Origin of the sequence: Margalitia sp. FSL K6-0131 (genome assembly GCF_038008735.1) — a bacterium.
Lineage (GTDB): Bacteria > Bacillota > Bacilli > Bacillales > Bacillaceae_C > Margalitia > Margalitia shackletonii.
Window position 1 is genome coordinate 3,962,191 of record NZ_JBBOZS010000001.1, and the last position, 23,883, is coordinate 3,986,073.

A 23,883-nucleotide genomic window follows, 5' to 3' on the forward strand; every position below is an offset into this window, starting at 1 on the left:
GATCATGAATTCACTTGCAGCAACCTTCAAGAAAATTCAATGTAATATTAAGGTCATTTTTGGCCTTCCCAATTATGATCAATACGTTGAACATCAGAAAAGAAAACATCCAAATGAACCTATAATGTCTGAAAAGGAATATTATATGTTTGCATTAAAAGAAAAATATGAAAGCGGTAAAGTAAATCGCTGCTGTTGATAAGAAAAGCGTAGGCGCTTTGCTCATCGGCGTACGGAGAAGACGCAAAAATCGGAAAAGTGTACCTAGACAGTGACGAAAGGTGTTAAATAGTTTAAAGTTTTTGAAAGGCATTTTTATCCATTGAGATAAAGGTGTCTTTTTTTTTATGTATTTTTAATATATTTGGTATTTCCCCTAGTTTCTCCCTTCCAATGTATCTTTTTTTTCAAAAATAGCAAATTGGATATCGAATTTTCATTTCATTTTAAAATTTTTTTCATATCTCTGTAACAATAATATCGTACAGTAGTATTAGTGCATAATGGACAATCATTGCTAGAAGCTACATCTTTTATTTCATTACCCATTTTTATTGAAACGGGACATTCAAACTAGTTTATAACATCATGAAAAGGGTATTAAAAGAGCTATACTAGTATAGGGTTGATTTCGTTTAGAATGAAGTTCAGGAGGTGTTAAGTATGGCTTCCTCTTCCAGTAGGAGTCTGTACTTTGACAACGCAAAATTCATTTTAATATTTTTAGTGGTGTTCGGTCATGTCATAAGTCCTTTGAAAAGTAATGATAATATTTTGTTTACCTTATATTCAGTCATCTTTCTATTTCATATGCCGGCATTCATTCTTATTTCCGGATATTTTTCAAAGGGCTTTCATAAGAAAGGGCATCTCTGGAAATCGGTTAAGAAGATTTTAGTACCATATGTTATTTTTCAAGTAATCTATTCTATTTTCTATTATTGGAACGGCCATGATTCCAGCCTTAATATCGACCTCCTCCATCCTCATTGGACATTATGGTTTTTATTAAGCCTGTTCTGTTGGAATCTGTTGCTGTATGTTTTTGCCAAGTTAAGATGGGTAGGTTTAGGAATTTCAGTAGTGATTGGAATTGGAATTGGATACTGGGATCATGTAGGCAGCTTTCTTTCTCTTTCCAGGACCTTTGTATTTTTCCCTTACTTCCTCCTTGGATTCCTGTTAGAGCGAAAGCATTTAGAACTTGTAAAAAAAGTGAAATATTCTACGCTTATCGGGTTTGTCGTCCTTGTTGGAACAATGCTGTTATTCGGAACATTCTTCCCTAAAGACGCAGTACCATGGCTGCTTGGAGATACTTCCTATGCGGGAATGGGGAATAAGGAAATAACAGATGGATTCATTCGTGCTGCACAGTATTTCTTAACAGCAATTGTTATTTACGGATTTTTATCCATTGTTCCATCTGGCGGATTTAAGTGGACGGTAATTGGAGAACGCACCTTGTACGTATACCTGTTACACGGATTTATCATTAAAACCATTGAAACATTCGTTTCTGACGATACATTAAATGCAGTTTCGGATCAATACATCACATTATTGCTCTTCTCATTAGGAATTTGTTTATTACTTGGAAGCTACTTTATCAAAAAATATACTCGGCCATTGATAGAACTGAAGATTTAAAAAGGTAAGGGATTTCCCCTACCTTTTTCTTATTGCTATAGTTTATTTAAATTATCCGTTAGTGTTTTTACAATAAAATCTAAATCGTTCCGCTCAATATTTAGTGGTGGTGATAGGGTAAGCACATTATTATAGCCTGCAACCGTTGTGCCATTTTTGCCAATAAATAGCCCATTTTGTTTACATGCAGCAATGACCTGGTTCACCAAGTCCACTTCTAACGGTTCCTTTGTTTTCTTATCCTTTACCAGTTCAATCCCAACTAATAGACCTCTTCCGCGAACATCCCCTACATACGGGTGATTTTTGAGATGGGTGGCAAATTCCTTTTTTAACGTTTCACCGAGATGATGGGAACGGTCAAATAGATTTTCGGTTTCCATTATTTCTAAATTCTTTATCGCCAAAGCACATGCCGCCGGATTTCCGCCGAAGGTATTTACATGGCGGAAATAGTCATATTCTTCCGTTCCTTTAAAGGATTCATAAATCTCTTTTCGAACAGCGGTCGCAGATAGCGGCAAATAGGCGCTCGTGATTCCTTTTGCCATCGTAATAATATCCGGTTTAATATCTTCATGCATATAGCCAAATGGTTTACCTGTTCGCCCAAAACCGCAAATAACCTCATCCACGATTAAAAGCGCCCCATGCTTATCACAAATCTCCTTTACCGCTTTCACATATCCATCAGGAGGAATAAGTACCCCGCCACCTGTAATAATCGGTTCCATGATCATCGCAGCAATCGTTTCACTATTTTCCCATGTCATGACACGGTCGACTTCCTTCACAGAAGAAAGTTCGGCTGGATTCGAAACATTCTCTTTATCCCTGTATGAGTCTGGAGGAGAAACATGTATAAACCCTGGAGCAAGCGGTTCATATTTGAATTTTCGTTGTGCTTGCCCTGTCGCTGCCAAAGCTCCCATTGTATTTCCGTGATAAGCACGGTAGCGTGAAACAATTTTATAACGATTATATTCCCCTTTTTGCTGGTGGTATTGGCGAGCAATTTTAAATGCCGTTTCATTTGCTTCAGAACCACTATTGGAGAAAAAGATTACATATTCGTCTCCTAACATCTGATTCAGTTTTTCTGCCAGCTTAATAGCAGGAATATGGCTTTGCGAAAGCGGAAAGTATGCCATTTCCTTTAATTGCTCATAGGCTGCTTCGGCAAGCTCCTTTCTCCCATAACCTACATTTACGCACCATAACCCTGCCATCGCATCTAAATACCGGTTTCCATCTGAATCCGTAACCCATGATCCCTCCGCTTTTTCTGCAACAATCGTCGCCTTTGGATTATATGGTTTCATAGAGTGCCAGACATATCTTTCATCCTGCCCTATTAAAGTCTCGTGGGAATGACTTGTTTGCACCATCTACTCATTCCTCCTGTTTCATTTTTTTGAAAGGATATATTAATAATCTGCCGTACCTCTTGCAAAGGTATTGCTTATTATGCATCAAATCTCGACGTAATCATTTTTTTCCTTGTGTAAAAGTTGATACCGTCCTTTCCATTTACGTGAAGATCTCCGTAAAAAGAATCCTTCCATCCTGAAAATGGGAAAAAAGCCATTGTTGCCGGGACGCCAATGTTAATGCCGAGCATTCCAGCATCCGCTTCCTCGCGAAACTTACGGATTGCTTTGGCATTGTTGGTATAGATGGTTGCCCCATTTCCAAAACGTGATCGTTTAATATACTCTAATCCTTCGTCTAAATCTTTCGCACGAAGTAAGCTTAAAACTGGTCCAAAAATCTCGTCCTTTGCAATTGTCATTTCAGGTGTGACATGGTCGAAAATGGTTGGTCCAAGAAAATTTCCAGCAGGGTGTTCCCCCATTTCCTTGCGCCCATCTCTAATTAGTTCCGCACCCTCTGCTACACCTTTTTCAATGTAACCGATAATTTTCTGGCGATGTTCTTTTCGAATAACAGGTGTTAATAATACTTCTTCATCGATTCCATTCCCAATATTTAGATCATCCGCTTTTTGTTTCAATGCATCTATGAATTTATCGTTTTCTCCTACTACTACAACGGCACTGCATGCCATACAACGCTGGCCGGCACTTCCAAATGTCGAACTTAACACATGCTGAACCGCTTTTTCAATATCTGCATCCGGCATTACAATATGATGATTTTTAGCTCCTGAGAGAGCCTGCACTCGCTTGCCCTGTGCAGCGGCACGTTCATAGACATATTTCGCAACTGGCTGTGAGCCGACAAATGAAATGGCGGCAATGTCTTTATGCTCAAGCAATCCATTCACGACATCATGGGCGCCATGGACAACATTTAGTACTCCCGGAGGTGCACCAGCTTCCGTAAATAATTCAGCCAATTTATTTGCAAGCAGCGGTGTCCGTTCTGAAGGCTTTAATACAAATGTGTTCCCGCAAACAATCGCTAACGGAAACATCCACAGCGGTACCATCATTGGAAAATTAAATGGAGTAATTCCTCCCACAACACCTAATGGGTAACGAAACATTTCAGAATCAATATCTTCCGCAATACCGGAAAGAGTTTCCCCCATCATTAAAGTCGGTGCTCCCGTTGCGAACTCCACACATTCAATCCCGCGCCCGACTTCTCCGTATGCCTCTTTATACGCCTTCCCATTTTCATACACAATCAATTTTGCTAATTCCGCGTGGTTTTCTGATAACAAAGAATGATATTTAAAGAAAATTCTTGCCCGCTTTGGTACCGGAACTTTTTTCCATTCTATTAATGCCCTTTTAGCAGCTGCAACTGCTTGATCTACATCCTCTTTCGTTGAGACTGGCACCTTAGCTAATATTTCATTTGTAGCTGGATTTGGTATATCAAGTGTTACCTTGCTATTTGAGCTAACCCATTCTCCATTTATTAAATTTTTTATTACCTTTGTATCACTTGTCACACTCATCCTTGGTCCTCCATATCAACAAAATATTTTCATGCGCTCTACAGTCTTTTCTCCAAACTTCCTGGACAATAGACTTGATATCATTTATATGACAGAAAACCATATACTTTCCAATTCTTTCTCTATTCATTTCATCTCTTAACCATTCTGTCGAATCAGAATGCTAGAAAAATATTTTCTGGCATTCGCTGTTCCTATTAAAACGGTTTCCTTTTTCCCTTCCACCGGATGAGAAAATTCTACATATGCTCCGTCCAAATTCTCTCTTACATGGCTAATTAGAAATCCCTTTTGAATAAAATCATCGATATTATCCTTTTCATTGATATATTGCTGATAATCTGACATGTCATTTCTCCTCGCAATTCCTTATAAAATTATTCCAAAGGTACACTGCTTGGAACCCAATCTATCTCCCTTTTAAATTGAAAGATTTATTTTTGTTTGTTAAAGAGGTTCTTCTACTATTAATTCTTGCTTTGTAACCGGAACAGGGGGATGAATACGCATCAATGCAATGTAAATGAAAAAGGCAAGGATTACTCCAACAAACCAGGATACTTCATAAACACCCTTCATTGCAGGTACGAACTGTCCGATTAGAGCAATGATGGCTCCAACCACAGTAGCAAGGAACGCCCGATAGTTATATCCTTTAAAATACATGTACTGTCCTTGGTAGCTATAGAGGTCCTTCATATTGACCTCGCGCTTATTAATGATAAAGTAATGAGCAATCATCACACCAGCAACTGGACCAAGGAATCCTCCAATCAAATTTAACATGGTGAAAATCGTTTCAGAATTTTTCATAATCTCCCATGGAAATGTAAATAGAGCAAGGAAAGCTGTTAAATAAAAGCCGCGTTTAAAATCAATATACTTTGGAAACAAATTTGCCAAATCATAAGATGGTGATACCATATTCGCGATAACATTAACAGTTACTGTTGCAGAGGAAAGCAATAATGCTGAAACAGCAATAAGAAAAGGGCTGTTGAAGTGTTTCATTGTCGCAATTGGGTCAGCAATAGGTGTATGATAGGCCACTGCAGTAGCTCCTACAATTGTTACTGTAGCAAATGCAAAAATCGTAAAGATAACCGGTAGACCAATTAATTGACCCTTTATCTGATCTTTCTGTGATCTGGCAAACCGGGTAAAATCGGGCACATTTAAAATCAAAGTGGACCAATAACCGATCACACCTGTTACTGCTGCAAGAAAAGGAAAGAATGCTTTTCCAAACGTATCATATTTTCCATCTAGTGAAAAAATGTTACCCATCCCTCCGGCAATCTTTAAAGCCCAGATAAACATTCCAATTATTACAACAGCAACAATGGGCCCAGTCCATTTTTGGACTTTTTTCAGCGATTCCATTCCAGACTTTAGAACAAGAAGATGCAAGGACCAAAAAATCAAAAAGGAAAGAAGCCCTGGAAGGTCAATTCCTAAAATTGTTATGTCCCCTCCTAAGTTATTCCAAGCTGGCCATAGGCTAGCAATCGCCATTCTTAGTGCTGTACTTCCCGCATATGCTTGTATACCTAACCACATTATCGCCACAAACCCCCGCAATAAGGCAGGGATATTGGCACCTCTGATACCATAGGATGTTCTTGCTATAATTGGAAAGGGAATCCCGAATTTGGATCCTGTGTGACCATTAAGAGTTAATGCTGCATAAAGGATGAGAGAAGCCACTAGTACGATCCCAATAACTTGCAATGGTGAAAAACCTAAAACAATCAAACCACCGATTGTTATATACGTGGGAATATTGTTAAGAGCTCCCATCCACATGGAGACAAAATTTGCCGTTTTCCATGTTCGCTGTTCCTCAGTAGTTGGTGCTAAATCATGGTTAATCAGTGAACTTTCACCTATTTCACTTTCATTTTTTTTCATTCAACATAACCCCTTTCTCATTGAAGTCGCTATGTTCGAGAAATGGTGAGTACTTGCTAAAGTTATTTTTATAAGAATCTCCTAAATTACTTTTAGACACCTTGTCACAAAAATTATGGAGCCTCGCTTTTTAGGAGATTCTCTTTTGCCTACTTATACGTTGACAGGATATACTCGCCTTCCTTTTTCCGAAAATGAACAGTTTTCATCAATTATCTTTTGAAACTAAATTGACATCGTTTCATTTTGATTCAATTTGGTGTAAGTATTATATTTTTCTCGCTTTAAATACTTACCATTTCCTGGCTTCCCTACAAATTGCTTATCGCGAACGACAAATTCCCCGCGAGATAAAACGGAAACAGGCTCTCCTGTTACCTTCATTCCTTCAAAAGCATTGTAATCTACGGCCATATGATGTGTTTCGGCCGAAATTACTCTCTCGATGGTTGGATCAAAAATAACGATATCTGCATCCGATCCAACTGCAATAGTACCTTTTTTCGGGAATAAGCCAAATAATTTTGCACTCCTTGTGGAGATAATATCAACGAACTGATTAAGGGTTATTCGTCCTTTCTTTACTCCTTCTGAAAATAATATGGAGACTCGGTCTTCAATCATTGGACCTCCGTTAGGAATTTTCGAAAAATCATCCTTGCCTAAATCCTTTTGTCCTTTAAAATCAAAGGAGCATTGATCCGATCCAATTGTTTGCAGCTGCCCGCTCTTCAAGGCATTCCATAAAACATCTTGATTCCATTTTTCCCTGAGCGGAGGTGACCAAACATATTTTGCCCCTTCAAAATTCGGCTTTTCTAAATCACTTATATCCAGTACTAAATATTGAGGACATGTTTCCCCCCATACATTCAATCCTTTACTGCGAGCTTCCGCGATTTTTTCTACAGCATCTGCACATGATACATGGACAACATATAGCTGTGAATCTGCAAGCCCGGTTAATTTCGCTGCTCGCCCTGTTGCTTCCCCTTCCAATTCTGGAGGCCTGGTCAGTGCGTGATAAATCGGCTCTGTTTTTCCTTCTTCCAAAGCCTTTTTCGTTAAATAATCAATCACATCACCATTCTCCGCATGAACCATTACAAGAGCTCCTAATTCTTTAGCAGATAAAAGCGTGCGAAATAATGTATCATCATCAGCCTGAAAAACATTTTTATAGGCCATAAATACTTTAAAAGAGGTGATTCCTTCTTCATTTATGACTTGTGGGAGCTCATTCAATACATCATCATTAATTTCACTGACCATTAAGTGGAAGCCATAATCAATAACGGCTTTTTCATTCGATTTAGCATGCCATGTTTGGATAGCCTTTTTTAAAGGATGGCCTTTCTCTGTTAAACAAAAATCAATGACAGTAGTGGTACCGCCAAACGCAGCAGCTATAGTTCCCGTCTCAAAATCATCTTTTGTTACCGTCCCTCCAAATGGCATATCTAAATGTGTATGAGGGTCTACTCCTCCGGGAAATACTAGGCAGCCTTTTGCATCAATTACTTCTGCACCTGCTGATGGTAAGTTAGTACCGATTGCACTGATTTTGCCATCTTCCACTAGTATTTCCGCCTGAAATGTATCAGCTGCCGTTACAATCGTTCCATTTTTTATAAGTTTTCTCATCTGATTTCCCCTCCGTTTTTTTACGGCATCGATTTTAGAGCTCCCAATGCCAATGCAGACTGTCGTTGGTTCCAGGTCATTGACGGAAGCTCACTTGGCACCTCCACCATGTCAATGGCACCATCCACCGGACAGACAATGGAGCATAAATTACATCCCACACAATCCTCTTCCCGAACTTTTAAGTAATTTTTACCGTTTTCATCTGTCAGCATATCGATGCATTGATGTGAAGTATCTTCACAAGCAATATGGCATTTATTGCAGTTAATACATATATCCGTGTTTATTTTTGCGACAATATTATAATTAAGATCCAGTTCTCCCCAATCAGAATATCTCTCCACTGATTTCCCAATAATATCGGAAACAGACTTAATCCCTCTGCCATCTAAATAGTGATTTAATCCTTCTACCATATCCTCAATTATTCGAAAGCCATGGTGCATGGCTGCTGTACAAACCTGCACACCTGTAGCACCCATTAACATGAACTCTACTGCATCCTGCCAATTAGATATTCCTCCGATTCCAGATATAGGAACATTGATTCGATTATTTCTTGCACACTCTGCTACCATATTTAAAGCGATTGGCTTTACAGCCGGCCCGCAGTATCCTCCATGTGCACCTTTACCGCCAACATGAGGAATCGTATTCCATGTTTCAAGATCCACCCCTGCTAAACTATTGATCGTATTTATCATACTGATTGCATCTGCACCGCCATTTGCCGCTGCTTCAGCTGTGGAAGTAATATCCGTAATATTAGGTGTTAGTTTTACAATAACCGGTGTTTTAGCCACTTCCTTTACCCAATAGGTTTGCTTTTCTACTAATGCGGGCACTTGACCTGAAGCAGATCCCATTCCACGTTCTGCCATCCCATGCGGACAGCCAAAATTCAACTCCAGACCATCCACTCCCACATCCTCTACCCTTTTTACAATTTCATGCCATTTTTCCTGTTTAGGTTCCACCATTAAGGAAGCAATAATGGCATGGTTAGGAAATCGCTTTTTTGTTTCATATATTTCTTTTAAATTAATATCTAATGGTCTGTCCGTAATGAGTTCTATATTATTAAATCCTGCCACCCGCTGGCCGTTAAAGCTTACAGCTGCAAATCGAGAAGAAACATTTAAGATCGGTTCCCCTAAGGTTTTCCAGACCGCGCCTCCCCATCCTGCCTCAAAAGCTCTTTGCACCTGGTACCCTGAATTAGTTGGCGGGGCCGATGCCAGCCAGAACGGATTAGGAGACTTGATACCTGCTAGATTTATACTTAAATCAGCCATCCTTTCCTCCCCTTTTCATATTTATTAGAAAAGCGAAAGCGCCTTGCTCATCCGCTAGCCGATAAGCGCTGTAGCTAGACAGTTCTTTACTTGTTTTTAGAAAAATAACTTATACCCTTTTTATAATCAGAAAACGCTTTCACTACAAATTAAACCGATTCTACTAACGTTAACTGCTTATGAACGGCATAAGCCGTTTCTTTCCCTTGCTTTGCGGCTGTGACGACCATTGCTTCTCCCTTTCCTTTTCCGAAAATAATATCGCCGCATGAGAATACTTTCGGATTGGAAGTCTGATAGGTTTCCTGATTTACTTGAACAACTCCATCTGCATGTTTAAGTCCAAAGGCTTCTATTAATTCAAGATGCCGCGTTTGTCCGATTGCTTTTATTACTGCATCAACCGGAATAATGAATTCTGATCCCTCTATAGGCTTGGCACTTCGACGCCCATCTGGGTCAGGTACTCCTAACTCCATTTTGTAGCATTCGATTCCTGTAACTCTGCCATTCTCATCTCCTATAATTCTTTTAGGTGCAGTAAGAAAGCGGAACTCCACCCCATCCATTTTGGCAAATTCATATTCAAAATCATAAGCGGTCATTTCTTCCTGCGTTCTTCGATATAAGATTTTTACATTTTCTGCTCCTAAGCGAACAGAGCATGTCGCACCGTCTATCGCTGTATTTCCGGCACCAATAACTGCAACCTTTTTCCCAATAAAATTTCTTGATAAGCTGCCGCTCTTTGTTTCCTTAACGAATTCGATGGCATCGTAGACACCTAACAAATCCTCACCTTCAATTTTCAAATCCGGAACCTTGGACATACCTGCTGCTAAAATAATACAGTCAAAGTTATCCAGCAGCTCATAAGCGGATATATCTCTCCCAACCTTTGTATTGGTAATAATTTTTACATTTAATTTTTCAATTTGCTCTACTTCCCAAAAGGAAATAGACTGTGGAAGTCTAAAAGAAACAATTCCATACGTATTCAATCCCCCGCATTTTTCAGAGGCTTCATAAATAGTGACTTCATATCCTAATCTCGCTAATTCCCTTGCGGCAGATAATCCAGCAGGACCGCCACCTATGATAGCTACCTTCTTTCCATTCGATGTACCTGGCTTAAAGAGAGACTGTTCATTTTTTATTGCCCAGTCAGTAGCATACCTTTGCAAGTTTCCGATCATAATCGGTTTCGTCGAGTGATTTAGAACACATGCACCTTCGCAAAGTTCTTCCGTTGGACATACACGTGCACAGCTGGCACCAATAGGGTTGGATATCATAATGGTTTTTGCAGATCCTAATAAATTTCCTGAGGCTATTTTTTTGATAAATGCTGGGATGTCAATTCCAGTGGGACATGCTTTAATGCATGGGGCATCATAACAGTATAAACATCGGTTTGATTCTTCAATCGCTTCTTGGTTGGTAAGGCCGGGACTGACTTCTTGAAAATTATCTTCTAAGTTCATAAGAGAGATGCGCTGATTTTTTCCATTTTCCAAAAAGAAAACCTCCTTTTCCCTCTACATGAAAAATATCAGGACTCATAGAGTCAGTATTTCTGACTCACTGTCAATTTTCGAAGCAATTAAGGAAGTAATGCGGTCATATCACCGTATGTTTCAGGGCGACGATCACGATAAAACTGCCATGTATCGCGAACCTCTCGAATCATTCTTTTATTTACTTCCCCAATAATCACTTCATCTTTATCACGGCTGGCCATGACGACAAAATTCCCTTTAGGATCTACTAAATACGACTGACCGTAAAACTCCCCCATATTCCATGGTGCTTCATATCCGACACGGTTAATTGCCGCTAAATAGTAACCATTTGCCACAGCATGTGCCGGCTGTTCCAGCTTCCATAAGTATTCAGATAATCCGGCAACCGTTGCAGATGGATTAAAGACAATTTCAGCACCATTTAGCCCTAAAAGTCTAGCCCCCTCCGGAAAATGGCGGTCATAACATATATAAACACCAATCTTTGCAAATGCCGTATCGAACACAGGATATCCAAGATTACCAGGTTTAAAGTAAAACTTCTCCCAAAATCCATAACCGTCATTTCCAACCCCAACATGCGGTATGTGCTGTTTACGGTATTTCCCTAAATAAGAACCGTCAGCATCAATTACCGCAGCTGTATTGTAGTAAGTTGCTATTCCTTCTCTTTCATAAATAGGAAGAACAATGACTACTCCAAGCTCTTTTGCGACTTCCTGAAATAGCTTTGTTGTGGGACCGTTTGGAATCTCTTCTGCAGCATCATACCATTTTATATTTTGCTCCGAGCAAAAATAAGGTCCGTAAAATATTTCCTGAAGACAAATAATTTGTGCACCCTTTGCTGCAGCCTCTCTTACTAATTTAAGATGCTTTTCGATCGCCTTTTCTTTATGAAACTCTACTGGCTCATTTCCATCTACATCATTGGAAGCTTGAATTAATCCAACTCTTACATTATCTGCCATCACTTAAAACCCCCTATATTTATTGAAAATGAACAATAGATTTTACGCTTCGTTTTTCCGAAATATGTACAAATCCCTATCTTTTTTATTTAGAGGATTCAGTTGAATTATTTTGAAAGGAAATGAAAATAGGAAGGGAAGTGTGGAAAATACTGCGGATTCATTGAAAAGCGATGAAGATCAGAGTAGAAAAGGTATTGGTAAATTAATTTAAATTAAATAAAGAGCGCCAATCAAAAAGATCGGTGCTCTTACATTTATTTTGCAAAGCGATGGTGTCCAATGGTTACTGTCACATGACGTGAAAAAATCCATTTACTTTTCGCTGTTTTTGGATTATAGAAATATAACGAACCTTTGCCTTTTCCACTAAAAGCGATTGCTTCATTAACCGCTCTTCTTGAATCGGCATCAGCCGGAAGTTTAATCCTTCCATCTTGAACAGGTGTAAATGCATAATGTCCGGATTCTACTTGGTATATAACACCTTTAATTGTATTCGGGAAATTAGGGCTCTTTAATCTGTTTAAAATAACGGTCGCAACCGCTACTTTCCCTGCGTATGGTTCTCCGCCAGCTTCAGCATGTACAAGTCGTGCCATAAGCTCTTTATCCGCTGCTGAAACAGTAGAATTAGGGATTACTATAGTTTGACCTGCATAAAGTTTTGAATTTGTCGCATGATTTGCTTGCATTAAACTAGATACAGGAACTCCTAATTTATTTGAAATTTTCCAAAATGTTTCACCTTGTTGAACCTTATGGGTCGTGGTAGCTGCATTTGATTGATTAGTTAATGTAAAGGCAGACATTGAAACGATTAAACCTGCCGCAACTGCTAGTTTTTTAAGTTTCTTCATAAACATAACCTCCTAGTAGTTTCGTACTCGTCCTTATCTACTAGGCTATCAGTTGTAACATAGTTATTCATTATCCAAAAACTGGTATCTACTATTATTCCTTCCAATCCCTTGCTGTAAAACTCCTCCTCACCTTTTAGGTAATATTATCCTCCAAATGGAAATTACCGAAAATAAACCCAATGAGGAAAAAAACGGATTCATTTTTACAGACTATTTCAAATTAGTGTCATTGTTAGTTCTTTGTTAAATAGTTGTCTTATTTTTAAGATATTTTATTTTACCTCCAGAGCAAATACATATGATGCATCACCTTTTGATATATTTTTGTCCTTCTTATCCAACCACCTTGCTAAGACAGAATAATAATAGATGCCTTTTTGAGTTGGTGCTGTAAACCGCCCGTTATCAAACGGAATTATTGTATCCTTATTATTTATAAATTGTATTACATCGAATTCATCTGGTTTTGGACTATAATTCACTTTAAAGGTTACCGCTTTACCGGGTTTTATTGCAATCGGATTTTTTCCTTTTAATAATTCAACTGGTCCAGCAGTATCTACACATTTCCCCTGATTATTGGAAGACCAGCAATAGGAGCCAATCTTTGTTTCATACGTTTCTTTTCCAACTTGAATCATCGCTTTTGGCGGTTCCTCTCCTACCATTCCATTTTTCGAACACGCCGTTAGAGTAAGAAACAGAAAAAATACAAATACCCTTTTGCTCATTTTTTTATCCCCCTTTTTAAAAATAGACGCAAAGGAAAGTAAAAGGTTACTTTAAACAAGTTCAATAAGCGTTTTTAGCATGGAGATTCAGAAAGTTTTTATGCTGAAGTTTTATATGGACAAAGGAGTTAAACTCATGATTAAAATGGTTGGTTTGAGGAACCGCCGCAAATGGAGGATCGTAAGCAATTAAGATGATAAGTGAATAAATATCGTTATCTGTAAAAAAATATCTTCAGTGTTATTTTTATAACACTAAATTCAATGTGGAGGGGATCGAAGGTGAATATACTTATTCGCATAGTATCAGCATTGATTTCTTTGATTGTTAAAGCTTCGTTTGTAATAAAAAGTACAAGCTATACACTCCATTACTTATTAAGAATGAATCCTTTAACATAATCAATGACTGTGTCACTGGAATTTCTTCTTCACATTTTATAATGTGAAATTGCAACTAGTGGGGGTCTCTTAATCCCCCGCTAATTGCCCCAACATTTTGACTTGCTTCCTTCAGGTATAAAGACAAATAGGATTCAACCACCATTATTTTCATAAGTTTTTAAATACGAATGCCGATTTTTATTCCAACAAATGCCAATAGAATCCCAAAGGTATAACTTCCCCCTAAGTATAAAAAAGAAGTTATCCACCTTTTCTTCGACAGCAATGTTATACTTTCTAATTTAAATGTTGAAAAAGTCGTAAATGCCCCCATAAAGCCTGTTCCCAGCAGTAAACTCCATGTCCTCTCCAAATTGGATCCAATAATAATGCCTAATAAAAAGGAGCCGATTAAATTAACGGTTAAGGTAGCAATGGGAAAAGCAAAGGAAGTTTTACTTTTCATCCAATTACTTATACTGAAACGAGTGATGGCACCAAAAAAGCCGCCTATCGCTACCAATGCAATATTCATCATGATTCTTCCATTCCTCCATCCCTTTTATATAGCATTCCTGCACGGTACCCTAACAATGAGAATAATAGGCCGCCCCACAAACTTAAAAGGATATAAATAACCGCTATACCCCATTTGGATTCCATCATTAGTCTTACCGTTTCTACACTAAATGTAGAAAATGTTGTAAAGGATCCAACTAATCCCGTTCCCAACGCAGTAATGAATGAAGGAGAAAGGAATTTAATTTTTGGTAGAAAAGTCGTAAACCATCCTAATACAAAACATCCAATCATATTTGTCAGAAATGTAGCAATTGGGAACCCATATACCAATGTATCTTTAAACGGTAATCCCATTAGATAACGTAAGGATGCACCAAAAATTCCTGCAATTCCTACTAACAAATAAACCAAATTTACTCACCTCATAATTTTAGCTTGCTCAAAAATAAACAGACTCCTACCAGTGTCTATACTGGTAGGAGTCATTAGCTTTTCAGCGTTTTTGGCGAACCCCATCGCCTATTGAGTTTCTAAACTCATATTAGCAAAATATAATATATGATACAATTCCTTTTTTGCAGTTATTTCCTCAAATGAAAATTGCCGAAAGTATAAAGCAATTAATTCGTATTCTTTCATATTTTTACCTTTACTTTATCTAACTTCTTTATTAATGATACAAGTGCCCTAATTGTAAATAAAGTAAAACTGACACTTAAAAAGGTATGGATAGGGGACCATTTATACCACTTAAATAAACCGGTACGTTTTTCTAGGAACCATTGGGAAAGACTCATAGGAATACTCCATGTAAAACTTTTTAAAATAATTCCGCCTAATTTATCATTATACGATTGTTTAACCCATAATACGCTTAAAAGCGGGAAAAACAACATATCATAAATAATATTTGTCTTAAATATTTTACTAAATGGACGAACTGGATACTTTACTCTTTTAGTTCCAACCACATAGGCATCGACTAGAGTGGCTAATACTCCTTTGGAGAAGAATATAACGAGATTTTCTCTCATTTTTGGTCCTTTAAATAAGAATGGTATTGAAGCAGCACAAACGGTTAAAAGTCCATAAAGAAGCTTTTTTTCCATGTATTTAGCCCTCACTTCTAATTGCTTTTCATTATGTATTTTGAAGTCTTATTCTGTGTATTTCTGTTCTTATGCTAACATTCACATTTACACCGATTGCTACCCTTTAAAAGTTTGTATGTGAACTTTTTTGTAAAATGAAAGGTTCTCCTATCTACTCTTATTATTTTCAATTTCATTATTTTCATTTACCTGACAATCTATTCTTTAAACTTCCATCCTAAAAATAAAGTTGAGATGATTGTATACATTTATGCTTATGTGGAAATTGAAGAGTTAACAGTCCATTCTTCCCCTAAGTATTTCTTCGCCCATCCTTCTGCCATTTGGCTTCTGCCGGAGTTGCCAGTACATATAAAGTAGATTGTTTTAGACATAATTATTCACCTTATTCCACTTTGTTTAAACAAGTCGTAACCATAGGTACAAGCCTAAAAGGGTAATCAATAAGACAGGGATGGTTAAAATAATTCCCGTTTTAAAATACGTTCCCCATGTTTGAGATAAAAAATAAAGAATTTTGATTCTGGTATTATCGGATAATGCCTTGAAGGTTTGAGACACAATAAAAAGAGTTTCTTCTTTTAACCTTTCAACTTTTCCATTTTCTTTGCTTCTTTTACCGAATTCATTTCCCTTCCCCCCTTACAGTTAACGAAAAAAATATCCAATTATAATATATGAGCATATGTTCATATCGTCAAAAAATAATAAAAAAAGAGACCACTTTTGAGTCTCCAATATTAACAAAATTCATCCTCCACCTCAAAAGGCTTATTTTGTAAAAAAATATTTGGTCCAATCATCCTATTAATTTATCTAATGTTTCAATACCAAATCGGTCAATAAATCTAGTGAAATCTTCTCGCTTCTTTCCATTCTTTTGATAAATCTCTATTAAACTTTCTACTGATCTATACAACTCTTCAGGATTAAGACGTGACCGAAATAATGTTCCAGTTTTAGCCTTTAATCCTTTGGCTTTCCCACCAATATAAAGGTCATAATAATCTCCACGTTTCATGATCCCAATATCATTCACTAATGGCTCTCCACATCCTACAGGACATCCGGTATATGCTGTTTTTAATGTAAATGGCACTTCGATTCCTGCAATTCTTCTGTTTAATTCTTCTGCTACAGGCATCCCTTCGATTTCTGCCCCTTTGCAGAAATTACAAGTCCTTAGACTTTTCACAAATTTACCAACGGGATAACATGAAAGTCCTACATTATAAAACTCCTCTTTAACTATTTCCACTTTTTCTTCAGGGACTTGTAGGTATAGCTGTTGGAATGTTGTTAATTCAATTTCCTGGTCTTCTTCTATATATTTTGAAAGAGCGATTAATTGTTTACTATTTAATTTAGCTCCAAACCCTATTCCACCGTTAACAGCAATGGTCACCATATTTGGTTCATTCCCCATTTATTGCCTCTCCCTTTCCATGCATTTTATAAGAAAATAATTGAACTCTATACAGCAACAAAAATGACAAACCATAAAGGGTAGTTAGCGTAAAGGTTTGCCACTCAGTTGCCCATATCTTATAGCTTCACCTTTTGCAATCGTAAAGCATTCAATACAACAGAAACGGAACTAAAAGCCATTGCTGCACCTGCAAGCCAAGGAGCCAGAAAACCTGCTGCAGCAATAGGGATACCAATTGTATTGTAAGCAAGAGCCCAGAATAAATTTTGCTTAATGTTCCGAATCGTTTTCTTGCTCATAAAAATGGCATCTGCAATGCTGTTTAAATCTCCGCGGATCAAGGTAATATCCGCTGCTTCCATTGCAACATCTGTACCGGTACCAATTGCCATCCCAATATCTGCGGTTACTAAAGCTGGTGCATCATTAATTCCATCCCCAACCATCGCTACTTTTCTTCCTTGTTCCTGTAATTTCTTCACTTCTTCAGCTTTTCCGCTTGGTAAAACTTCTGCAATTACTCGGTCAATTCCCACTTGTCTGCCAATGGATGCTGCTGTTCTTTGATTATCTCCTGTCATCATAATAACTTCGATACCAATATTCTTTAAGCGCTGAATAGCAGCTTTTGATGTTTCTTTCACTGTATCAGCAACGGCAATCATTCCTGCATATGCCCCATTCACACCAACCAGCATTACGGTTTTCCCATCTGACTCTAATTGGTTCATCGTTTCAAGGGCTGATTCTACCTCAATGTTGTGCTGTTTCATCAATTTTTGCGTCCCAACCAACATAGAATTACCCTTAACCGTTGCTTGAATTCCGTATCCTGGAATTGCGTTAAATTCACTTGCATCCGTTAATGGTATTTGTTTATCTTTTACACCATTTACAATAGCTTGAGCCACGGGATGTTCCGATTGTTTTTCAGCAGAACCCACAAGCTCTAATAAGAAGGTTTCATTAAATCCATCATTTACAACCACATCTGTTAATACAGGTTCTCCATTCGTTACAGTACCTGTTTTATCTAAAATGACAGTGTCGATTAGATGTGTTTTTTCCAGATGTTCTCCACCTTTAAATAAAACACCTATCTCTGCAGCTCTACCTGAACCTGCCATAATGGAAGTTGGGGTAGCTAGCCCCAATGCACAAGGACATGCAATAACTAATACCGCAATAAATTTTTCAAGTGCGGATGGAAAATCACCAGGATTAACCCAAATAAACCAGATTAAAAATGTAACGACTGCAATCCCAACGACAATGGGTACAAATATACCTGAAATTTGATCGGCAAGACGTTGAATAGGGGCTTTAGATCCTTGCGCCGCTTCTACTATCTTAATGATTTGGGCAAGAGCCGTTTCTTTCCCCACTTTTGTTGCTTTGATCTTTAAAAACCCATTTTTATTAATGGTCGAACCAATAACAGCGTCACCAACTGTTTTATCGACGGGTACACTTTCTCCTGTAATCATCGATTCATCGATAGCTGAATTCCCTTCCAAGATAATACCATCCACGGGTACTTTTTCTCCTGGTTTTACAAAAACGATATCGTTTATCATTACTTGTTCTAGAGGAACCTCTTGTTCCACTCCATTCCGCTCAACGATAGCCGTTTTTGCTTGTAAACCCATTAGTTTTTTGATAGCTTCAGAGGATCTTCCTTTTGCTTTTGCCTCAAACAATTTTCCAAGAAGAATTAACGTGATTAAAATCGAACTAGTTTCGTAGTAAAGTTCAACCGTTCCATGTGACCCAATGGACATAATAGTTAGATATAAACTGTAAAAGAAGGCAGCTGATGTTCCTAAAGCTACTAGTACATCCATATTGGCACTTTTATTCCTCAAAGCTTTATAAGCACCTACATAGAACTGCTTACCAATGATAAATTGAACAGGTGCTGATAATGCGAGTTGAACCCAGGGATTCATAAAGACTATCGGAACATAAATAAAAGATGTAAAACTAAAGTGCCCCACCATTGCCCACAGTAATGGAATAGATAAAATAGCAGAAAAGATAAGCTTTCCTTTTTGACGTGCTATTTCTTTTTCTTTATAATTAGCAGCCTTTTCGCTGTTATTTTCATCTTTTAGTAAGGCTCCGTAGCCCAGTTTCTCAACGGTTTTAATCACATCTTGAGTAGAAATTTCAAGAGGATTTAATTCTACCGTTGCACTTTCAAGCGCAAGATTTACCGTTGCATTCGATATTCCATTTAATTTGTTTAATCCTTTTTCGATACGAGTGGCACATGCAGCACAGGTCATGCCTGTAATGGCAAACTCGTTTTTTTCCGTTACAACATCATAACCTAGGTTTTTAACCTTAGCTTGAAACTCTCCTATATTGGTGATCTCAGGATTATATTTAACTGTCGCATTTTCTAAAGTAAAATTAACATTGGCGGATTCTACGCCCTCTACTTTACCTAAACCCTTTTCGATTCGATTGGCACATGCAGCACAAGTCATACCAGCAATTTGAAGATGGATTTCTTTTTTATTTTCACTCATTACAAAGCACTCCTTTACATACCTAACAGGGGTATATTTACTTGAAAAAGAAAGCGCTCATCAGACATGAGCACGTTCTCCTTTTACTTCATACCCTTGATCATCAATGGTTTCTTTAATTTGTTCAAGAGTTACTGCCTCAGGATTGAATTCGATATCCACTAGTCCTTCTGATAAATGTACTTTTACCTTCTCTACTCCATTTAAAGCTCCAACGCTTCCTTCGATTGAATTAACACAATGCCCACATGACATTCCCAATACCTCTAAAGTTAGTTTTTTCATTTTAAAACACTCCTTTTTATTTTTTCATTAATTTTTGGACTGTTAATAACAACTCATCTAAAACATCTATATCCCCTTCTTGAAGTCGATCGACTACACAACCTTTTAAATGACCTTCCAGAAGGATTTTTGCTACACTATTTAGTGCCGATTGGGTTGCGGCAATTTGGGTAATGACATCATCACAATAAGTGTCTTTTTCAATTAACCCTTTAATGCCTCTAATTTGTCCTTCGATTCGGTTTAACCGAGTGGTTAAATTCTTTTTTACGGTATCAGAATGATGGCTTTTTCTGTCGCAATGTTCGAGCCTGCCATCAATAACTTCAGTTATTTGTTCCATACATAAAACTCCTTTCTTTATTTACTATACCCCCCTATCGTATGCGGTATGTCATCATCATACAATACCCCCCTACCCTATGTCAAGCGATAAAATAAAAAATAGGCATTTACTTTTTTATTATTTCTCATTTTGATTTATTTACCATACTTTTAACGCATTTTTAGTATTGACGATAACCATACAAGACCCTATTATTAAGTTATTAATTGATAACGATTATCATTATCATGAACATACATAGGAGGAATCCAACATGCTTAAAAGAGTGTTTAATATGAAAACGATTCTAATCGCTCTTTCCATCGTTGTTTTAATAGGTGTTTTGGTCTGGCAAGGAGTTTATTTTAAAGGGAATCCCGATCCTACAGCCAGTCATATTACACCAGGTGCAGCAGTTATTAATACTGCCATTTTAGTTTTTCGAGAGGGATTAGAAGCAATTTTAGTATTAGCTGCCATTATTTCAGGGTTAATTCGCAAGAAACAGGATAACTATTGGAAGCCAATTTCACTAGGAGCTGGTGTTTCTTTTGTAGCTACTCTTATCACATGGTTTATAGTAGTTGCTATCCTTTCCTCCGTTAATGCACCTCAATTAGATATTCAAGCATTTACAGGAATTTTAGCAGTGGTAGTTTTATTAGTCATTCTTAATTGGTTCTTCCATAAAATATACTGGACTGGATGGATTAGTCTCCATAACCGTAAGAAACAACAATACATTGGTAAGGACAATGTTGTAACGAAAAGCGCTTTTTGGTCTTTATTTATTGTTGGATTAACTTCCGTTTATCGAGAAGGATTTGAAGTTGTTTTATTCCTTCAAAATCTTCGATTAAAAGTGGGTTCAGATATTATCCTTCAAGGGACATTAATTGGTTTATCCCTCACAATGATTGTGGGTGTCCTTACATTTTTATTTCAAAAGAAACTTCCACACAAGAAAATGTTGGTGTTTACCGGTGTCCTTTTAGTGATGGTTCTTGCCGTAATGGTCGGAGAAACCGTTCAGGAAATGCAACTTGCTGGTTGGATGAGTACGACATCAATTGGTGTAGAGTTCCCAGATTGGATGGGAGTTTGGTTCTGCGTCTTCCCGAATGTAGAAGGATTATCCTTACAAGCTGTTGCTGTTATTTATGTTCTAGGATCCTATTTCCTTCAACGTTATCTAACAAAGCGAAAAGCAGAGAAAAAGTTAGCGAAATTAAGATCAACAACAGAACAACATGTTTAAAAGTGAAAAGCAACCTGGTTGCTTTCTTTTTTTATCCCATTACATTTATTATCGGGCTTTACTACAAAATTTACCCAATTTCACTTTTAGATCTATTTAGATGGATAGATTTCATCAAACGTTTAGCATCTGATACACAATAAGAGCGAATGCTGGTTTCGCCTTTTCATAATTACACCTAAAAGAATTAAACCAATCCATACCCCTATACCTAGAAATTCTATGCACTAATATAACTTATATCATTAATGGAACTACAGACACTTTTTTGTTTATGAGTAGCATTCTTTACAAAAAGTTCCTTGATAATAAATAGTAGTGATTTTTTTACTTTTTTAAATTTCAAGATAAAATATGAAAATAAATCTGCATACTTTCTCGATATTTAAAGTTTAAAATAGAGGTATTTGATACAAGGGTGATATCATGAAAATTTCATTAAAATTAGGAATATGGTTTTTTGTTTGCATAGTTTTAATAGAATTTATTTCAATGTTATATTTGCACGACCATGTCATTCATTCACGAGTAAGCCAAGAATTACAGTCACTTCAAGCGCGAGGAAATAGCCATCGTGATGTTTTGGAAATTTCCTATGATACTGGCACTCTCCATCATATCAGGCTGATGGAATCCCATACAGATACAGAAGTAGTCATTACAAATACAAAGGGAAAAATTATTCTTTCCTCAAGCAAAATAAACAAAGGTATCCGTAATATCTTACATCAACCAATAGGACACCTTTCTCGGAACGGAAAAATTATTCAGCCTGATTGGCAAAATGAACAATATATTTCTACTGTCACTGCATTTAATACAGGAAACGAAAATCAAGGGTATGTTTATATGTTTAAAAATACAGATGACGTTCAGAAATTAATTTCTCAACTAAACCAACATTTTATATTTGCTTCCGTTTTAATCTTATTTTTTATGCTTTTTACGGTCTTCTTTTTATCAAGAGCATTGACAAAACCACTGTTATCCATGAAAGAAGCCACAAAGAAAATTAGTAAAGGGGATTTTTCCGTTACATTGCCAGAGCCATCAAAAGATGAGTTAGGTGAACTTTCAAGATCGATTCAAACTTTGGCGGATGACTTAAATTATTTAAAGAAAGAACGGAACGAATTTCTAGCTAGTATTTCTCATGAACTCCGTACCCCCCTTACGTATGTCAAAGGTTATGCCGACCTTGCAAAAAGAAAGGGATTAGACGAAGCAGAACGAATTCATTATCTTGAGATTATTCATGAGGAAGCAGAGAGAATAAACAATCTTTTAGAAGAATTATTTGATTTGGCGAAGCTTGATCAAAACACATTTACGATCATAAAAGAAAAGGTTCATCTATCCTCTTTTTTGGAATCTATATATGAGAAAATTTTACCTGCCTATCAAAACAAGGGAATTCAATTATCGCTGAAATGCGATGAGACCATTTATATCGAAATTGACCCTACCCGTTTTGAACAGGTATTAATGAATTTACTAGACAATGCTCTAAAATATTCGAATAAACCTGCGACTACTTATACCAATGCCTTTGTAAAAAATAAAGTAGTCCATATATCTATTTGTGACGAAGGCATTGGAATTCTTAAAAAAGACCTACCTTATATCTTTGACCGATTGTACAGGGTAGAAAAATCTCGGTCGAGGGCTACTGGAGGGTTTGGTATTGGACTGGCTATCGTGAAAGAGTTAGTGGAAGCTCATGGAGGACAAATAACCGTTGAAAGTGAAGTTGGAAAAGGTACTTGCTTTACCATTTTGTTAAAGGAGAATTCAGATGAAAAACGTATTATTGGTTGATGATGAACAAAGGATGCTCGATCTCTTGTCCCTATACCTAACTCCAAATGGCTATTACTGTATTAAGAAGAATTCTGGAATGGAAGCATTAGCCTATTTGGAAAAGGAAAAAGCAGATGTTGTTCTTTTAGATATCATGATGCCTGAAATGGATGGTTGGACAACCTGCCAAAAAATCCGTGAACTATCTGATGTACCTATTATTATGTTAACTGCACGAAACGCTAAGGAGGAAATCGTCAAAGGCTTAAAGATGGGTGCTGACGATTATGTTTCTAAGCCATTTAATGAAGCAGAATTACTGGCAAGAATCGAGGCGGTCACGAGAAGGACAAAAGATAATACGGAAGAGCTTCTGCATTTTAAAGGATTGACCGTAGATAAGAATGCTTTTGAAGTCTTTTATAAAGGCCAAAAACTATTGATGACACCTAAGGAAATCTCGCTTCTATCCCTATTTTTACAATACCCAAATAAAGTCTTTTCCAGAGATCATTTACTTTCAACCATTTGGGGATTTGATGCTGAGACAGAAGACAGAACGATAGATTCCCATATTCGTAATCTCCGAGATAAGCTACGGAAAGTTGGATTTCCCATAAATCAACACTTAAAAACGGTTTGGGGAGTTGGTTATAAATGGAGTCCTACAGTGGAATAAGAAATTTTGGAGGTAAGAAAGTGAAATATACAAAG

The 23,883-nt window shown here is 37.2% G+C and carries 22 protein-coding genes, 2 pseudogenes and 1 riboswitch; of the genes and pseudogenes, 5 read left to right on the top strand and 19 right to left on the bottom strand.

The annotated features are described in order from the left end of the window. Window positions 1-4: 4 nt before the first annotated feature. Both NSQ59_RS19450 and NSQ59_RS19455 read left to right on the top strand, forming a co-directional pair. The gene (locus NSQ59_RS19450; protein WP_055740913.1) at window positions 5-199 is read left to right on the top strand and encodes a YbdD/YjiX family protein; all 195 of its coding nucleotides are present in this window, start codon (window positions 5-7) and stop codon (window positions 197-199) included. Window positions 200-663: 464 nt separating this feature from the next. Beyond that, a complete protein-coding gene (locus tag NSQ59_RS19455; protein WP_055740914.1) occupies window positions 664-1,650 on the top strand; it encodes an acyltransferase family protein in 987 nt (328 codons plus the stop codon). Window positions 1,651-1,685: 35 nt separating this feature from the next. Here NSQ59_RS19455 and NSQ59_RS19460 read toward each other — a convergent pair whose 3' ends face one another. From NSQ59_RS19460 to NSQ59_RS19550, 19 genes and pseudogenes are all read right to left on the bottom strand, one after another. Beyond that, window positions 1,686-3,038, bottom strand: a complete 1,353-nt coding sequence (locus tag NSQ59_RS19460; protein WP_340832444.1) for an aspartate aminotransferase family protein — start codon at window positions 3,036-3,038, stop codon at window positions 1,686-1,688. A gap of 77 nt (window positions 3,039-3,115) precedes the next feature. Then, window positions 3,116-4,579: a CoA-acylating methylmalonate-semialdehyde dehydrogenase gene (locus tag NSQ59_RS19465; protein ID WP_055740916.1), complete on the bottom strand. Its 1,464-nt coding sequence runs from the start codon at window positions 4,577-4,579 to the stop codon at window positions 3,116-3,118. Window positions 4,580-4,717: 138 nt separating this feature from the next. Beyond that, window positions 4,718-4,927 carry a hypothetical protein gene (locus tag NSQ59_RS19470; RefSeq protein WP_055740917.1) on the bottom strand — a complete coding sequence of 70 codons (210 nt, stop codon included), beginning with the start codon at window positions 4,925-4,927 and terminating at the stop codon, window positions 4,718-4,720. A 99-nt stretch (window positions 4,928-5,026) separates the two neighbouring features. After that, entirely contained in the window at window positions 5,027-6,490 is a 1,464-nt protein-coding gene (locus tag NSQ59_RS19475; RefSeq protein ID WP_340832445.1) for an NCS1 family nucleobase:cation symporter-1, read from the bottom strand. Window positions 6,491-6,715: 225 nt separating this feature from the next. After that, on the bottom strand, window positions 6,716-8,134 hold the full coding sequence (hydA, locus tag NSQ59_RS19480; protein ID WP_055740919.1) for a dihydropyrimidinase: 1,419 nt from the start codon (window positions 8,132-8,134) through the stop codon (window positions 6,716-6,718). A gap of 20 nt (window positions 8,135-8,154) precedes the next feature. Then, window positions 8,155-9,432: an NAD-dependent dihydropyrimidine dehydrogenase subunit PreA gene (gene preA / locus NSQ59_RS19485; protein WP_340832446.1), complete on the bottom strand. Its 1,278-nt coding sequence runs from the start codon at window positions 9,430-9,432 to the stop codon at window positions 8,155-8,157. A gap of 149 nt (window positions 9,433-9,581) precedes the next feature. Further along, a complete protein-coding gene (locus NSQ59_RS19490) occupies window positions 9,582-10,916 on the bottom strand; it encodes an NAD(P)-dependent oxidoreductase (protein ID WP_340833179.1) in 1,335 nt (444 codons plus the stop codon). A gap of 119 nt (window positions 10,917-11,035) precedes the next feature. After that, window positions 11,036-11,926, bottom strand: coding sequence for a nitrilase-related carbon-nitrogen hydrolase (locus NSQ59_RS19495; protein WP_055740921.1), 891 nt, complete (start codon window positions 11,924-11,926; stop codon window positions 11,036-11,038). A 257-nt stretch (window positions 11,927-12,183) separates the two neighbouring features. Further along, window positions 12,184-12,786 (bottom strand): cell wall hydrolase, encoded by a 603-nt coding sequence (locus NSQ59_RS19500; protein ID WP_340832447.1) that lies wholly within the window; start codon window positions 12,784-12,786, stop codon window positions 12,184-12,186. Between the two features lie 275 nt (window positions 12,787-13,061). Further along, window positions 13,062-13,520: a hypothetical protein gene (locus NSQ59_RS19505; RefSeq protein WP_340832448.1), complete on the bottom strand. Its 459-nt coding sequence runs from the start codon at window positions 13,518-13,520 to the stop codon at window positions 13,062-13,064. A gap of 562 nt (window positions 13,521-14,082) precedes the next feature. Next, window positions 14,083-14,442: a fluoride efflux transporter CrcB gene (gene crcB, locus NSQ59_RS19510; RefSeq protein WP_055740924.1), complete on the bottom strand. Its 360-nt coding sequence runs from the start codon at window positions 14,440-14,442 to the stop codon at window positions 14,083-14,085. Then, window positions 14,439-14,837, bottom strand: coding sequence for a fluoride efflux transporter CrcB (gene crcB / locus NSQ59_RS19515; RefSeq protein ID WP_340832449.1), 399 nt, complete (start codon window positions 14,835-14,837; stop codon window positions 14,439-14,441). The genes crcB (NSQ59_RS19510) and crcB (NSQ59_RS19515) overlap by 4 nt, the downstream gene beginning before the upstream one ends. 58 nt (window positions 14,838-14,895) lie before the next feature. After that, window positions 14,896-14,955, bottom strand: a riboswitch (Fluoride riboswitch). A gap of 106 nt (window positions 14,956-15,061) precedes the next feature. Further along, window positions 15,062-15,535, bottom strand: a complete 474-nt coding sequence (locus tag NSQ59_RS19520; RefSeq protein ID WP_055740926.1) for a CBO0543 family protein — start codon at window positions 15,533-15,535, stop codon at window positions 15,062-15,064. Window positions 15,536-15,804: 269 nt separating this feature from the next. Beyond that, a pseudogene (locus NSQ59_RS19525) lies at window positions 15,805-15,912 on the bottom strand (arsenate reductase/protein-tyrosine-phosphatase family protein); the annotation flags it as partial. Between the two features lie 25 nt (window positions 15,913-15,937). After that, window positions 15,938-16,033 (bottom strand): annotated as a pseudogene (locus NSQ59_RS19530) (ArsB/NhaD family transporter); the annotation flags it as partial. Between the two features lie 304 nt (window positions 16,034-16,337). Continuing rightward, entirely contained in the window at window positions 16,338-16,964 is a 627-nt protein-coding gene (locus NSQ59_RS19535; RefSeq protein ID WP_340832450.1) for a nitrite reductase, read from the bottom strand. A gap of 119 nt (window positions 16,965-17,083) precedes the next feature. Continuing rightward, complete coding sequence (locus tag NSQ59_RS19540) at window positions 17,084-19,501, bottom strand: heavy metal translocating P-type ATPase (RefSeq protein ID WP_340832451.1); 2,418 nt, start codon at window positions 19,499-19,501, stop codon at window positions 17,084-17,086. Between the two features lie 60 nt (window positions 19,502-19,561). Then, complete coding sequence (copZ, locus tag NSQ59_RS19545; RefSeq protein ID WP_055740928.1) at window positions 19,562-19,786, bottom strand: copper chaperone CopZ; 225 nt, start codon at window positions 19,784-19,786, stop codon at window positions 19,562-19,564. Window positions 19,787-19,802: 16 nt separating this feature from the next. Then, a complete protein-coding gene (locus NSQ59_RS19550) occupies window positions 19,803-20,129 on the bottom strand; it encodes a metal-sensitive transcriptional regulator (protein WP_340832452.1) in 327 nt (108 codons plus the stop codon). A 256-nt stretch (window positions 20,130-20,385) separates the two neighbouring features. On the opposite strand from NSQ59_RS19550, the gene NSQ59_RS19555 reads away from it, so the two are divergent. From NSQ59_RS19555 to NSQ59_RS19565, 3 genes are all read left to right on the top strand, one after another. Continuing rightward, entirely contained in the window at window positions 20,386-21,369 is a 984-nt protein-coding gene (locus NSQ59_RS19555; RefSeq protein ID WP_055740930.1) for an FTR1 family iron permease, read from the top strand. Between the two features lie 426 nt (window positions 21,370-21,795). Next, window positions 21,796-23,187, top strand: a complete 1,392-nt coding sequence (locus NSQ59_RS19560) for a sensor histidine kinase (RefSeq protein WP_340832453.1) — start codon at window positions 21,796-21,798, stop codon at window positions 23,185-23,187. Continuing rightward, window positions 23,165-23,848 (top strand): response regulator transcription factor, encoded by a 684-nt coding sequence (locus tag NSQ59_RS19565; protein WP_340832454.1) that lies wholly within the window; start codon window positions 23,165-23,167, stop codon window positions 23,846-23,848. Before NSQ59_RS19560 ends, NSQ59_RS19565 begins: the two co-directional genes overlap by 23 nt. The last annotated feature ends 35 nt before the right edge of the window (window positions 23,849-23,883 follow it).